The 13,771-nt window shown below is 61.2% G+C and carries 14 protein-coding genes; 8 read left to right on the top strand and 6 right to left on the bottom strand.

Features of this window, described 5'->3' with window-relative positions:
* Window positions 1-558 precede the first annotated feature (558 nt).
* The 3 genes from RSP_RS21425 to RSP_RS21415 all read left to right on the top strand — a co-directional run bounded on the left by RSP_RS21425 (window position 559) and on the right by RSP_RS21415 (window position 2,123).
* Window positions 559-1,050, top strand: a complete 492-nt coding sequence (locus RSP_RS21425) for a hypothetical protein (protein ID WP_011331500.1) — start codon at window positions 559-561, stop codon at window positions 1,048-1,050.
* Window position 1,051: 1 nt separating this feature from the next.
* Window positions 1,052-1,609, top strand: a complete 558-nt coding sequence (locus tag RSP_RS21420; protein WP_011331499.1) for a DUF2726 domain-containing protein — start codon at window positions 1,052-1,054, stop codon at window positions 1,607-1,609.
* A 340-nt stretch (window positions 1,610-1,949) separates the two neighbouring features.
* Window positions 1,950-2,123, top strand: coding sequence for a hypothetical protein (locus tag RSP_RS21415; protein ID WP_017140549.1), 174 nt, complete (start codon window positions 1,950-1,952; stop codon window positions 2,121-2,123).
* A gap of 222 nt (window positions 2,124-2,345) precedes the next feature.
* On the opposite strand, the gene RSP_RS21410 is transcribed toward RSP_RS21415, so the two are convergent.
* From RSP_RS21410 to RSP_RS21395, 4 genes are all read right to left on the bottom strand, one after another.
* A complete protein-coding gene (locus RSP_RS21410; RefSeq protein ID WP_011331497.1) occupies window positions 2,346-3,536 on the bottom strand; it encodes an SAVED domain-containing protein in 1,191 nt (396 codons plus the stop codon).
* Window positions 3,517-3,999: a hypothetical protein gene (locus RSP_RS21405; protein ID WP_011331496.1), complete on the bottom strand. Its 483-nt coding sequence runs from the start codon at window positions 3,997-3,999 to the stop codon at window positions 3,517-3,519. The genes RSP_RS21410 and RSP_RS21405 overlap by 20 nt, the downstream gene beginning before the upstream one ends.
* The gene (locus tag RSP_RS21400) at window positions 3,996-5,237 is read right to left on the bottom strand and encodes a nucleotidyltransferase domain-containing protein (RefSeq protein WP_011331495.1); all 1,242 of its coding nucleotides are present in this window, start codon (window positions 5,235-5,237) and stop codon (window positions 3,996-3,998) included. Before RSP_RS21400 ends, RSP_RS21405 begins: the two co-directional genes overlap by 4 nt.
* A gap of 104 nt (window positions 5,238-5,341) precedes the next feature.
* Complete coding sequence (locus RSP_RS21395; RefSeq protein ID WP_011331494.1) at window positions 5,342-5,620, bottom strand: hypothetical protein; 279 nt, start codon at window positions 5,618-5,620, stop codon at window positions 5,342-5,344.
* 146 nt (window positions 5,621-5,766) lie between these two features.
* Between RSP_RS21395 and RSP_RS21390 the strand changes: the two genes are divergently transcribed.
* The 3 genes from RSP_RS21390 (at window position 5,767) to RSP_RS21380 (ending at window position 7,552) form a co-directional block, all read left to right on the top strand.
* Window positions 5,767-6,342 (top strand): RNA polymerase sigma factor, encoded by a 576-nt coding sequence (locus RSP_RS21390; protein WP_227590689.1) that lies wholly within the window; start codon window positions 5,767-5,769, stop codon window positions 6,340-6,342.
* 65 nt (window positions 6,343-6,407) lie between these two features.
* Complete coding sequence (locus tag RSP_RS21385; protein WP_017208431.1) at window positions 6,408-6,767, top strand: hypothetical protein; 360 nt, start codon at window positions 6,408-6,410, stop codon at window positions 6,765-6,767.
* Window positions 6,767-7,552, top strand: a complete 786-nt coding sequence (locus tag RSP_RS21380) for an ImmA/IrrE family metallo-endopeptidase (protein WP_011331492.1) — start codon at window positions 6,767-6,769, stop codon at window positions 7,550-7,552. The genes RSP_RS21385 and RSP_RS21380 overlap by 1 nt, the downstream gene beginning before the upstream one ends.
* A gap of 256 nt (window positions 7,553-7,808) precedes the next feature.
* On the opposite strand, the gene RSP_RS21375 is transcribed toward RSP_RS21380, so the two are convergent.
* On the bottom strand, window positions 7,809-8,240 hold the full coding sequence (locus tag RSP_RS21375; RefSeq protein ID WP_147176042.1) for a hypothetical protein: 432 nt from the start codon (window positions 8,238-8,240) through the stop codon (window positions 7,809-7,811).
* A 178-nt stretch (window positions 8,241-8,418) separates the two neighbouring features.
* Here RSP_RS21375 and RSP_RS21370 point away from each other — a divergent pair, with 178 nt between their 5' ends.
* Both RSP_RS21370 and RSP_RS21365 read left to right on the top strand, forming a co-directional pair.
* A complete protein-coding gene (locus RSP_RS21370) occupies window positions 8,419-8,691 on the top strand; it encodes a BrnT family toxin (RefSeq protein ID WP_002724939.1) in 273 nt (90 codons plus the stop codon).
* Complete coding sequence (locus RSP_RS21365) at window positions 8,660-8,941, top strand: helix-turn-helix domain-containing protein (RefSeq protein WP_030002951.1); 282 nt, start codon at window positions 8,660-8,662, stop codon at window positions 8,939-8,941. The genes RSP_RS21370 and RSP_RS21365 overlap by 32 nt, the downstream gene beginning before the upstream one ends.
* Before the next feature lie 184 nt (window positions 8,942-9,125).
* Here RSP_RS21365 and RSP_RS21360 read toward each other — a convergent pair whose 3' ends face one another.
* Entirely contained in the window at window positions 9,126-13,760 is a 4,635-nt protein-coding gene (locus RSP_RS21360) for a calcium-binding protein (RefSeq protein ID WP_011331491.1), read from the bottom strand.
* Window positions 13,761-13,771 lie beyond the last annotated feature (11 nt).

Below are 13,771 nucleotides of genomic sequence, written 5' to 3'. Positions count from 1 at the left end.
TCGATACCCATCGGCGACTGTATTACGCGACAGACAGAGCCCAGTCCATCGCAACAGTACACATTCACGCAGAAGATCATCCCAGAGACACATGACAGGCCGAACGCGCTCGAGCCAGACTTCTCGGACGAGAACGTGGGGCCGAAATCGACGTAGGTCTCCCGCACGAGGGCCAGACGACAAGGATCCCGAAATCCCGGCGAGAGGCGGATGGTTCGACGGTCGCCCGCGCAACCACGTGCCGCGATGCCGCCGAGCCGAACCTCGCGCAACCGACGACAACAGAAGACTGCACCTGACGCGGGCCGATCGCCAGACAGAACCGAGGCTTCCGTCGTCGTCATCCTCCGATCGAGCACCTTCGACAGGATCTACGATGCGGTTCAGTTCGCGCTCGACATCATCAGCACCCATCCCATGCCGCCGATCCTACCATATGTCCCGACAGGAAGAGGCGACAGTTCTACTTTGCTTGGATGCGACAATTCTACTTTGCGCTTACAACCGTCGAGCCGATAATGAGAATTATGTAATATAATCAACGAGTAAGGTGAAGGAATGACGAAGATTGCTAAGACCGTGATCGCTCTGGCGGCGGCGCTGACGCTCTCCGGTTGCGTGACCGGCGGCACCGCGACCGACATGGTGACGGCGGGCACCGGAATGCAGGGTCTCATGACCGCCACGCAGCCGCCCTCCAAGGACGACTATGCGCTGAGCTGTCCGGTCGTCAACCAGCGGCTCGGCAACCTCTATGCGCGTTATGCCGAGGTTGAGCGCGAGCAGCGGGCGCGGCAGCGCCAGTCGGCCATGATCGGCGGGCTCGTGGATGTGGGTGCCACGGTCATCGGCGGATCGGCCATGATGAACGCAGGATCGGCCACCGGCCTGCGCAACGTGGGCCTTGCCACCGATGCCGGGCGCTCGGCCCTTAGCGCGGTGGCCGGCCGGGAGTCGAGCACTCAGCAGCTCAAGGACGTGAACGACGCCATGCTGATCGCGCAGCGCATCGGTCAGCTCGAGAAGGTGAAGTTCGAGAAAGGATGCTGAGGTGGACGGGTTCGAGCCCGCTTCGGTTCTCCTTTCGGACGGCCAGATCCCCACGGGGATCTGGCTCGCCCTCGCCCTCCTCGTGGCGCTTGTCCTGGTTCTGGCAGTTCTCCGGATCAGGTTCGAGACCTCCTACACGGCGCGGCCGGTCCTGAACCGGACGGAGCAACGCCTCTTCCGCTCCCTGAGCCGGGCGATCTCCTCACTGCCGGAGCCCCGGCCGCGGCTCCTCTGCCAGGTCTCCTACGGGGAGTTTCTGGCAGTCCGCAGCCAGAAGGCATTCTGGCGGATCAATGCGAAGCGCGCCGACTTCCTTCTTGTCGATGCCGATTTCAGGCCGCTTCTCGTGATCGAGTATCAGGGCCGCGGTCACTACGGCCGCACCCGCCGCGACCGTCGCGACGCGCTCGGCCGTGACGCCATCAAACGCCGGGCCTGCGCCTCTGCCGGAATCCCGTGGATGGAGCTGCCGACCGACTACAGCGCCCAATCCCTCCGCGAGACGCTTCATGCAGCCCTCGCCCCCATTCCCGAGTTGAAGGAGCCAGCTCATGGCTGACGTGTTGACTGCAGGACACGGAAGAGGGCCTGCGGCTTCTGTTCCGCGCCCTGCCACTCGGGGCACAGACCGCGCTGATCTGGAGCGCGGTGCTTCTCTATTACTCGTGCCTGCTTCCTTCGGCCGACGTGCTGGCGGGCCGTTTCCGAGACCACTTCCTCCTTCGGCGGCTTCAGCCCGGGCCTGCGCGCCTTCACCCGCAAGAGCGAAGGCTGCGACGCATGGTGATGAACGACGCTGCGGCCGCTCGGCGGCTGATGGAATCCGAGCTCTCGCGGGGTGCGCCCGGATGGGCCGCAGCGGCCGAATGGGCTGCGGATCGACTGGAGCGGTAAAGAAGATGATGACCTACCTCGAGAGCGCCGAGGGCGAGACCATCACGAAGGAAAGAGCCCTTCGCGAGCTCAAGGCGCACGGCGTGCCAGTGCCAGAAGGCGTCGCCGCGTTTCTGCAGGAGTGCGGCGATCGGGAGGTCTACGATGCGGGTGACGTCCTTCGCTGGCTCGGCTACTGACGTGCCTCGCAGCATTGCATTCTGGGCGCTGCCCGTCGCCGGCATCGCCCTTCCCCTCCTCTGCACTCTGCTTCCGCGCCCATGGCTGCCGATCTCGGGTGATCTCTCCAGCGCTGCCGTTGCCCGGAGCTTCGCGCTCGATGCCCTTGCGCTCGTAAGCGCCGCTACCCTTGCTCGGCGTCTGTGGCGGCTTCGCAGGCGCGTCCAGTGAAGCGCGATCTCCTACTCCGCATCTACCTGCACGGCTACGGCGTGCGGGCTGGCGCCTTCCCTCAGGATGGAGAGACGGCGCTTAAAGCCCTGCGCCCCGGCCTCGTCAAAGACAGACAGAGAGGGATGTGCCTTCGGTTGCCAGACCCGACCGAACTCGACAGCGCCGGAGTTCGGAATGGCAGGAAACACCAGGACCTCGACATCCGACCCGTAGGCGTTCTTGATATCGTCGAGAACCTGCCCTGCAAGCTGCCGGAATTTTCCGAGATCGGTCTTGTTGCGCATGACGCTCGTTCCGAAGCTCGAGGAGCGGATCGACCAGATCGGAACCCCCTCGCCCACGGCCGCCATGATGCGTTCGTCGACGATCTCCGAGGTCACTTCCAGTTTCAAGGCAACCCTCTTGGCCTCCGAGTTCTTGGTCGAACGCACGACTGAAAAATCGATCTCGGCACCATCGTCCCACCAGCTCCAATGTTGCCGCGGCTCCCGATGCGCCTGGTAGACGGTGGCGCTCGAGATGTCGGAGATCAGCCGGCCCAGTTCGATGAGGATCGGGATCGGCGCCAAGGCGAAGACCGCCAGATGCTCCATGTCCCCTTTCTCGAAGCGCCACCGGATGTCCTGGTCGTACCCCTCCCGCAGGCGCCTGAGTTCAACGTCGTAGTAGTTCGGATCGCTGTCCTTGTGGCGCATGCCGCGGATCTTGATCTCGGTCGGCCTGGTGTCGCCGAGGGTATTGGTGTCAGCCACCGCCTCGAACGCGTCATCGAAGACGATCGCCGTCTCGTTTGGCCCGATGGGGGAGCTGACCTGCAGGACGTGGGCCGCCTTTGTCGTTCTCGGAGACAACAGCCGGTCGACTCGCGCCTCCTGCTCCCGCTTCATCGCGGTCAGGATCTCGACGGTGTAGATGTGCTCCTCGGCCTTGTCGTCTACCTCCCGATGATGGGTGTCGCAGACCAGCATCAGGTTGTTGATGTTGTCTGCCAGCAGCGGCGAGAGAGCGTCGTCACCCCTGGCGCCGCCGGGGTCGGCCGCCACGATATGCGCTACGTAGGCGCTGTTCCGTTGCATGTTGGCCGTAACCCGATCGACATCCAGCCGCTTGCCGCAATTGCGGAACTGGCAGCGGCCCGCCGCCCGCGCCCACAGGAGCGTTTTCGTTACCTGTCTTGCGTCAGTCCGTCTTTTCGCCATGCAGGCACTCCTTTCTCAGTCTCAGGGCGTCACCGATCGAGATCGGCCCCGGTGCGTTCGGTCCTCGCCACACGCCATCCAGGTGCCAGAGCTCGTAGTTGTGGAGCCATTCCGATGCCCAGGGCAGAATGGTGTCCGCCACGGAAAGCGTGTCGTTCCATTCGCCGGCCTCCGGATCGAAGAGGCAGAGCGGGGAGTCCTCGGGGTTCTCCACGTCGAGGATCAGATGGGGAATGTCGATGAAGGCCGTGCCGACACGCGGTCGCAACTGCGGGCTCACGACGATGGCCTTGGGCGTCTGACCAACTGACCAGCGCACAAGAACTGTGTAATCCATCTGGAAGCCGCGCAGTGGTCCCATCCAGCTGATGCTCGTAGATCCGATGACGCCCGGCCTGAACTCCGGCCATTTTGCCCGCATCCTGCGGATCTGCGCTTCCAGCGACAGCCGCCGCGGTTTCATTTGTCCTGCACCCCGCAATGGAAGTGGTGAGCAGGTGCTGCGGAGACCTTCAAAGCCGCCGCTGCGGGCAAAATCGCCGGGGCAGCAATGTAGCCCCTGCCCTGCTCCACCCGGGTCTTCCCGGCTGTAGAGGAAAGCTGGTCGGTGTAGGCCTTGAACGACGCGACCGTCGCCCTCTCTCCGAACAGTCTCGAGAAGATCCGCCGGATCTCCGGCGCCTCCGAAATACGGGCCTTTGCCAACTCGTGCCGAAGATGCCGCATGTCGTTCTGGAGGAGCTGCATCTCGCACACCTGCTTCGGCCAGCGATCGTTGAAGTTCTCCTCCCAGAGGGCCGGGTTTCGCTCTTCTGGCCGCGAGCCGGTGGCGAGGCAGTACGCCATCCGCTGCTCGACGAGGTTGGCATAATCCTCGAGCTGCGAGCAGAGGCCCGTGGAATTGACGGGAACCATGGCAGCCAGCTTCGAAAGATAGACCGAGGGCGGCCGACGTTCCTTGCGATTGGCGTATCGCAAGTTCAGGTACCGCTTCATCAGCTTGAGCGCGATGACCTGCGGCGCGTCGCGGATGGGATCGACCTCGTCCGGCAAGTCGTCAACCTGTGTGTCAGCCTTGATGATCATGGAGCCGAGCGCGATCCGGTCACGGATGCCGAGCGCCGTCCGGGCCTTCGCGACCTGGTCGCGGAAGATGACCGTCGGCTGCGCGACCCTGCCCCTGAACCAGGATGCGAAACCGTAGGGATTGGCTGCGACCCGCAGGTCCTCGCCCTTGTCCGGACTGTGGTAGATGTCTCCGACCCGGTCGACGCGCGGGGCGCTGGCCGGATCCATCGGCGTCAGATCGAGATGCATGAAGGCGAACTTGAGCTGGATGCACCGCGTGCAGCGCTGGATGCCTGTCGAGTCCGGAAACCCCTCCAGGCTGGTGTAGAGCTCGTCGAGAACCTTGGCAGGACCCCAGCCCATGGGCGTGGGAAACTCCAGGATGCCGTCAAGATCGAACCGGTCATCGTCGGCACCATGAACGATCGTGGCGCCGATGGCCCGGGATCCCTGAGCGTAGACCAGAGCGTTATTCAGATAGGGCGCCAGCGCGCTCCCCTGCCGCTCCAGGTGCGGCTTGATCAGGTCGTAGCGCTTCCTCAGAACCCGCCGATCCCGGTCGCTGAGCTCAAGCTCCAGGACCGTGCCGAGGAGGAGGGCGTCAAGTGCGGGAGATGTGTTATCGAGCGGCATATGTCTTCCTCTCTGTCTTTCGGTCGTCCCGCCTCCCCTCAGGCGACCGCGCTTTACCATATATGGTGTAGCTAATGATTATTCAAACCATATATTGTGTTTACTCACGCCGCCATCCTGTTGCTGCGGGCGTTGATCCAGTCCCACGCCGCCTGGGGCAGCCAGCCGGCATGGTTCCGGGTCACGCCGATGATGAGGACGCTGTCGTTCTTGTCGACGTGGGGTGCGAGGCGGTCCCAGATGCCGCCGGCGTTCAAGTTGGTGTCAACGAGCCAGGTCGAACCGAGGTAGTACCACCAGGCACCGAGGTTCTTGATGGCGTCGTGGAGCCCGTCGTAGTTCTGCCCGGGCCGGTGCAGGTCGTAGTTGATCGCGTAGATCACTTTTGATCTCCTATAGTTGTCGGGGGCAGACCTTCCGGCCTTGCCGCCTCATCTCCATATGCGGGCGAGAGGGGCTGCCTCGGACATGCGGGCGCGATGTCCGAGAGGAGCAGGTTCGGCCGCATAGATGAGTGAGCAGGTGGGGTGTGAGTTTGGGGCAGAAGACCACGATCAGGACGAGGGAAGAGATCGAGGCTGCGATCTGCGGCTTCACAGTGGCGGACTACGCCAGGCTGGAGAGCGCGGCTCGTTACTTCGGGCGCGGTTCCTCCGTGGATACTGGTGACTTGGTACAAGAGGCACTGGTACGCGCCCTTGACGATCGGCGGTCCTGTCCGGCTGACGTGCCGATCATGAGGTTTCTGATCGGCGTGATCCGCTCCCTGGCGAGCGGCGAGCGCGAAAAGGATGCCCTTCGGCATCCGGCAGACGCATCGGAAGCTGTCGGCGAAGACGGAGATGTCCTTGAGATCCAGGATCTGGGCCCGGACGCGGAAGCGATACTGATCCGGGACGAGGAGGATGCGCGCATCCGGGCGGCTTTCTTCACCCTCTTCGACGATGATCCCGTCGCCCAGGACATCCTCGTCGGAATCATGGAGGGCCTGACGGCCGAGGAACTCCGCGAGCTCACGGGACTCGATGTCACCGCCTACAACACGAAGAGACGCCTGATGCGCCGACGCATCGACAAGAAGTTCCCCGCGGGGTGGAAATCATGACAAGTGAAAAATCATTTCGAAAGCGCCCTCTCGACCGCTTGGCAGACGCATTCGTGGAAGATCTCATGAGCCTGTCGGACGAGGAAATCCTGGCGGAAGCACGTGAAGATGGTCGCGATCCGGAGGCATTCGCTTCCCGCATGCGGGCCCGGTTCGAACAGGTCCGTATTGCGTCCAGAAAGACCCGGATGGCGGCCGCCAAGGCAGGTGTTTCCGCTGCACGTCGTCAGGAAACCCCGCACCCGCCTGCAGTCATCGACATGGCATCTGCACGCGCGCGGCTGCGGCAGGCGATCGACAGGAACCCGGCCGGCTTGACGATGGCGGCCCGCAACGAAAGCGAGCTTTCCGATGCCGACGTGCTGAGCCAGCTCCAGGATCTGATGGAGCTCGGGGTAATCGATCCCCAGGACGGCCTGTCCTGATGCGTCTCACCCCGGCCGAAGCCGTGCTCCAGGACCTGGGCGTGACAGACCCCAGTGAGATCGACCTTGAGGCCATCGCGTTCGATGCAGGGGCGAAGGTGCGTTACCTCGCCCTTGACGGCTGCGAGGCACGCATCGTCGGCGCGAACGACAAGGCGATCATCACCGTCAACAGCCGCAGCCCTGCCGCTCGCCAGCGGTTCTCGATCGCCCACGAGCTCGGCCACTGGCACCATCATCGCGGGCAGTGCCTGATGTGCCGCGTCGAGGACTACCATCCGCGAACTGGAACATCCCGAGAGCGGACGGCCGATGGATACGCGGCCGACCTCCTGATGCCGAACTACCTGTTCCGCCCCCTCGTCCGACAGACGAAGAAGCTTGACGTCTCGACCATCCGGTCCTTCGCTGAGGCCTTCGACGTCAGCTTCACCGCTGCGGCCATCCGGCTCGTCGAGGCGGACCTCGAACCTTCGATGCTCGTCTGCCACGGGCGGAACGGACGCCGCTGGTTCACGCGGTCGAAAAGCATTCCAGAGCGGTGGTATCCACAGCGGGAACTGGATCACGAGAGCTTCGCGTTCGACATCCAGTTCGGTTTCGCTCAGGAAACGCTTTCCCCCAAGAAGATGGGTGCAGATGCCTGGTTCGACCGGACGGGAGCGGACCATTTCGAGGTCAAGGAGCAGACCGTCCGTATCGGTCGCAACGAGACACTGACGCTCCTGCTCTTCCATGACGGACGAATGCTTGAGGAAACCGACACCCGGCGCGCCTGGCGATGACGACGGGTTGGGGAGAAGGGCTGCAGCCGCGCCATCTGCGCCTCACCAGTTGATCGGCGGCCTTGACTACAAACTGAGCCCCAATGCCACCCTATTCGCCGAGGGACGCTGGTTCCAGACCGAGTCGGTAGGTTTGACGGCCCAGGCGGGGACAACTTCAACGGCAGGCTCGAGACCTTCGACCTGCTCGCCGGCCTGCGCTACGCCTTCTGAGCCTCGCCATCTGAATCAACCTGCTGTTACGCGACTGCATGGGTCAAGCAAGCGACGAAGGTTGGACTTCCTGCGGATCTTCAGCCACGAACGATCCCCGCGCGACGGAGGTTGTCATGCGGTTGAGTGCTCGGGTGGCGACCTGGTCATCGGTGATTTCTCGATCATTGCTCCTTGATGTCGAGGCCTGTCCGATGTCCACTTCCCGCCCGACGTGCGGAAATATCCGCAGGCACGGCAAGCATCGAGCATCTGCGGCGAACAGCAGGATTTCCCGCAACTCTTTGTTATCTTCTAAGATCTCGCTGCGCCGCCTCTGAGCGACCGCTTCGATGATCGCTGCGGAGCAGCACCCATGATGATCGACCGGCCGCAATGGGCCGGGTACATCGAGTCGCGCACGGCGCACCTCCTCATCCGGGATGTCCGCAACCTGTGCAGAGGTCCGCTGGCTGCGCCGCTGGACGGCGGGCACGGAGCTGCACACCGCGCCTGTCTGCCGGACACATTGGCTTCCTCGAGGAAGCAGTTAGCATTATGGGTCGGGTCATCCCTACCCGAGCGCCAACCCGGATAGCTGGGTCCAATCATGGGGCGCGGCAATGCCATGACCGGCGTTGCAACGAGTACGGAAATTCCGTATGTTGGTAGTTATGGAGAGCAGATTCGATCCCGCGAAAGACGCCGCGAACCTGCAGAAGCACAAGTTGCCACTGATCTTTGGCGATCGGATCTTCGAGGACGATAGTCACCTCATTATCCCCTCGATCCGTGCCGAAGATCAGGAAGAGCGCTTCAAGGTTGTAGGTGAGGTCGAGGGGAAGCTCTTCACGGCCGTGTTCACATGGCGGGGCGATCTGCCCCGCTATATTTCCGTGAGAAGGAGCAACAATGGTGAAGAAAGAGCCTATCGTTCTTCCTGCTGACACGTCCGACGCGGAAGATTTCGATGTGACGGCGGAGGCAATGGATCGCGGTCAGCGGGCGCGGCTGATCCGTAAGGTGAGGTCGGGCCTCGGGCTCTCGCAGGCCGATTTCGCGGAGCGTTTCCGTGTCCCTGTCGGGACTCTGAGGGATTGGGAGCAGGCGAGAGCCACGGCACCTGATTTTGCCGTCGCCTATGTTCGGGTCATCCAGGCCGCTCCGGAGTTGGTCATGAAGACCCTCGCTGCCTGACAGGTCTGACCGAACCTCCCACAAGGCTGTCGTGCTGGGCATGAAACCTCCACTGCGGCATTCGCTCAAGTGGCTTAACCTGCGTATAATTCGCCAAGCTGATATGGTCTCTCGGGGTCCCGCTCCGATGCCTGATAAGGTGCGCGTCGGGACCCCTCGCTTAATCGGCGGCCTGTGCTTCTTATCAGGCCAACTGCAGGTCGTTAGACAACTGACCCAGCAGCGTGTTCGTCACCGTTAGAACATCGTCACCACCAAAGTCGAAGATGACATCCGAGCCGGACTGACGAGCGTGGGCCATTGCCGCACCAACCGTCGAAATGCCTGTTCCGGTCAGCAGGATGATGTCAACATCGTCCTCAAAATCAGCAATCCGGTCACGCGCGTAGCCAGCACCAAAGACGAAGACGTCCGATCCGGATCCGCCGTAGAGTTGATCGTTGCCTGCCTGCCCATAAAGAGTGTCATTTCCATCATCTCCGGTCACCGTATCATCGCCGGCGCGACCGTAGATGACATCGTTTCCGGATGCTCCATAGATCGCGTTTGCACCTTCATTGCCGCGCAGGTTGTCGTTGTTGTTTGAGCCCATGAGGTTCTCGATCGAGATGTAGACGTCGCCAAATGCATCGCCGGTATTGATGCTTGGGTCGCTGAGATCCACTTTGACCGCCGTCGTGGCCGAACCGTACGAAACACGATCAATGCCTTCCCCTCCGTCGAGGGTGTCGCTCCCAGCGCCGCCATCGAGTATGTCGTTGTCCTCATGCCCGAGCAGATGATCGTCGCCTTCGCGCCCCCGAAGAACGTCGTTGCCGGACCGACCGAGGAGGGTGTTCGCGTTGTTGTCACCCGCTAGAGTGTCGCCGAAATTCGATCCACCGAGGCTTTCGATCGAAATGTAGGTATCACCCGCCGCGTCGCCGGTGTTGGAGGTAGGCGTAAGTAGGTCGGCTGAGACACCTGCTGTCGACAAAGAGTAATCCGCTCTGTCCCAGCCGCTTCCACCGTCCAGCGTATCAGCGCCGGCGCGGCCTTCCAGCCAGTCGTGTCCGGAGCCGCCTGTCAGGCGGTTGCCGATGCCACTGCCCACCAATTCGTCCGAAAAATCTGATCCAATCAGATTTTCAATGCCTGCGTAGACGTCATCCGCGGCGTCGCCAGTGTTCTTTGCGCTGTTGGAGAGGTCCGCGCACAGTCCACTCGCAGATGTCGCATAGGAGGCGGTGTCGATTCCAGTTCCACCCGACAGCGTGTCAGCTCCCGAGCCTCCAGAGAGCGTGTCGTTTCCCGCGTCTCCCCAAAGTCGATCCAGTCCGGCGCCCCCGTCCAAGCTATCATCGCCGTCGCCGCCCGAGAGATCATCGTGGCCCGAACGACCCCGAAGGATATCAGCGCCTCGCAAGCCAATCAGAACGTTGTTCTGGTCGTCGCCCCACAGGCTGTCGTTGTAGCTGCTACCCGATGCGTGCTCGAAGCCTGCCAAGATATCGCCGGATGCATCGCCGCCGGATGTGTTACCGCTCAACAGATCAATGAAAACCGCGCTGTCGGACTCGTAGTAGCTGACCACGTCGAGAACACCCGCTCCACCGTCGAGACGATCCCCGCCATCGCCGCCTATGATGATGTCGCTGCCTTGCCCGCCGATGAGTGTGTCTGCTCCGTTGCCGCCAACGAGTTGATCATCATCATCGCCCCCTATGAGGCTATCATTGCCGTCTCCCCCCGAGAGCATGTTGAAGCCTGCAGCGCCGAATAACGTGTCGTTGCCGTCATTCCCATAGAGCGTGTCCGATCCTTCGTCGCCTTCCAGAAGGTCGTCTCCGCCGCCTCCGAAAATGCGGTCCGAACCGATTCCTCCATAGATGGAGTCATCGCCGTCGCCGCCGGATGCAAGATCAGATCCGCCGCTGCCGTAAATGACGTCACTGTCGGCGCCGCCATCCAGACTATCACTCCCATCGCCACCCACCAGAGTGTCCATACCGGCTTCTCCAAGCAGCAGGTCTGCTCCGGTGCCGCCGACCAAGGAGTCGGCTCCGGTTCCCCCGACCAGGCTGTCAGAGCCGGACCCACCCGATATCGTGTCTTTATCGGCGTTCCCGTAGAGTAAGTCCCCGCCGCTTGACCCGCTTATATTGTCGTTGCCGTTGCCACCATCGACCGTATCGCGACCTTCTCCCCCAATGATCGAGTCCGACGACATCATTCCCGTCAGAGTGTCTTCTCCCATCCAGCCAAACAACGTTCCATTCTCTACAAAGCTGCCGAAGAGGATGGAGGCGGCGCTGTCGCCAACCCACATATCGGTGTTGCTTCGAACGTAGTCGGCAGACGTGTCGAGGGATGTGTCGATGGACAGGATCCTTGTTGAACCATCTCCAAAGCGGAGCACTTCAATGTCCATAGCGTCGATGACGACTTTGGCTGATGCCGACGTGGCGCGGTAGATCTGCCACTGGTTGTCATCGACCTTCCGGATCGAGTAGCTATCGCTCGAACCAATCAGCTCCAGGGTGTCTTGCCCCTTGCCACCCTGCATGATGACCCAGCCCCAATGGCTGGCGGAGCCATACTCTGCACTGGTTGATAGAACGAACGTATCGTTTCCTAGACCTCCGATCAGCGTATCGTCGCCACGCCAGTAAAGGAGGCGGTCATTCCCCTCATTCCCTTCAAGGGAATCGTCCCCCATCCCGCCATCAAGCGTGTCAGCGCCGTCATCACCTGAAAGGTGATCGTCTCCACTGCTCCCGGTCATCACGTCGTTTCCGGCACCGCCGGAACCTATGTCATCGCCATCTCCTCCTTCCAGGCTATCGGCCCCCTCGCCACCGAGAAGCAGATCATCGCCGGCCTGACCTTGGAGGCTGTCGTTGCCCTTTGCCCCGAAAACGGTGTCATCGCCATACCCTCCTCGCACCGTGTCGTTGCCGGCATCACCACTCAGCGTGTCATCACCTGACCCACCGGATACGCTGTCATCTCCGGCCCCACCTTGAAGGTAGAGATTAAGATCAAGCTGCGCGCCCGAGATGGAGTCGTTGCCATCTCCGCCGGCTGCCGCCTCCAGCGAATGCGCCTGAAGGTCAAGGACGACATCCTCCGACCCTAAGACGATGGCTGTATCGTGGCCGCGTCCGCCGTTTACGATGCCACTTGCGAGATCCGCAGCATCAATGAACAGTGTGTCATTCCCGTCATTGCCGTAGATGACATCGGCACCTCCGTCTCCAGACAACATGTCATGGTTTGCACCACCCCGCAGCGTGTCTCCTCCCTCGCCACCAGCGATCTGCACCTGCCGGGTCTGCCCGGATGCGTCCAGTGCATTGGCCCTCGCATCCCCGACCGCGCCATCAAGAACCAGAGATGCAAGGTTAACCGACGCAGGCGCTCCTGAAGCGACTACGGCATACCGGAGTTTGTCTCCGTTCTCAAATCGGATATCATAGCCCTCAGTGGTCTGGAGCCTCTTCCAGCCAATCGGATTGAAGGTGATAGCGACGTCACCAACGCCGCCTTGCGTGGTGACACCGTTACGCACATATGAGGCTTGACCCAACAAGGCGGCCCCGGTCGTCACCTGATCGTCAGAATCGTCACCGAAGCTCCCAGAGCCATAGCTCAGGTTGATGCGACTGAAGCCCAGAGAGGACAGTGTGTGGAGTTCTCCGCCAGGCGTGTCGAGCGCGCCATCCACAACGCCGTCGCTGTTCTTATCCTGCCATATTCTCAGTTCAGTCCAGATGGCATCGCCCGCGTCGATCCGTCCGTTCCCGTTGCCGCCGTTGGCGATACGGTCAAAAATGCCAAGTGCCTGAAGATCGGTGTCGTCGGGGTTGCCACCTGTCCAGAGCGAGAAAGCAATCTCCTTCGCCTGATTAATTTTACCGTCTCCGGCACCCCTGCTTCCATTTGCGTTCAGGTCGATCACAAGGAAGGCATCGTCCGGATGAACCCAGCTACCGTTCTCCAGGTAGCCGTCTGCATCCCAATCAAAGTCTGCTGTGTTGTCCGCCGACACTTCGATGCCGTCACCGTCCATGTCTATGATCAGTGGCTTCGAGGACTGGTTGCCTGAGCCCGTCGGATCGAAATCGTCGGGCCTCGGCTCGGGCCTCGGGGACGAAATGATGTTCCCATCAGAGTCGTAAGTCGCGCTGTAGGGGTTCTCCATTTCAAGGCTGTAGTCGTAAGCGTAACCATCCCCGATGACGTTGTCCCCAGGCGCCCCATCGACCAGAGAGTGTACATCGACGCCTCCGCTGCCGTTCAGGGATGCGACGGCGCGTCCCTCATAGGCTTTGTTAAACAAATCCACCATGTCGATTTCTGGTGGCGACTGGTAATACTTCGTGCGTGGATCAAGAAATTCGTTAAGGATCACCAGATCTTGTTTGATAGCCTCTCTTAGAAGGCTTTCGACGACGTCGCGACCAAACCCGTTATCTACGGCGAACTCAGCAATCTGGCGGCCGACTACGTTGTTGTAGATGTCCTTCCGGGTGTCCAAGATGACGTCCGCCTCGGTTGCCCATATATTATGCACCTCATTGATCCAGCCGAAGGTGAAGCTAAAAGACTTGTGGATTTTGTATGCGTGCATCGCTGACGTATAGACATGAACGACGCCGTTGATTTCAAACTGGTCTGTAATTCCGATATCGGCCGCGAAATTCTCGCCAGCCTTTGCAAGCCAATCCTTAAAATTCCTCTTTGATTCAAGGGCTTGATCCTCTACGCGCTCAAGCATTTCTCCAAAAGCATCGTTAACGTTATTAAGTACGTCTTTTAACGGCAAGCCTTCGCTCATATTTAACCCCA

Source organism: Cereibacter sphaeroides 2.4.1 (assembly GCF_000012905.2).
In the GTDB taxonomy this organism is placed as follows: domain Bacteria; phylum Pseudomonadota; class Alphaproteobacteria; order Rhodobacterales; family Rhodobacteraceae; genus Cereibacter_A; species Cereibacter_A sphaeroides.
Note: the sequence above shows the minus strand (reverse complement) of the source record. Positions and strands in the feature narration are given on the sequence as shown.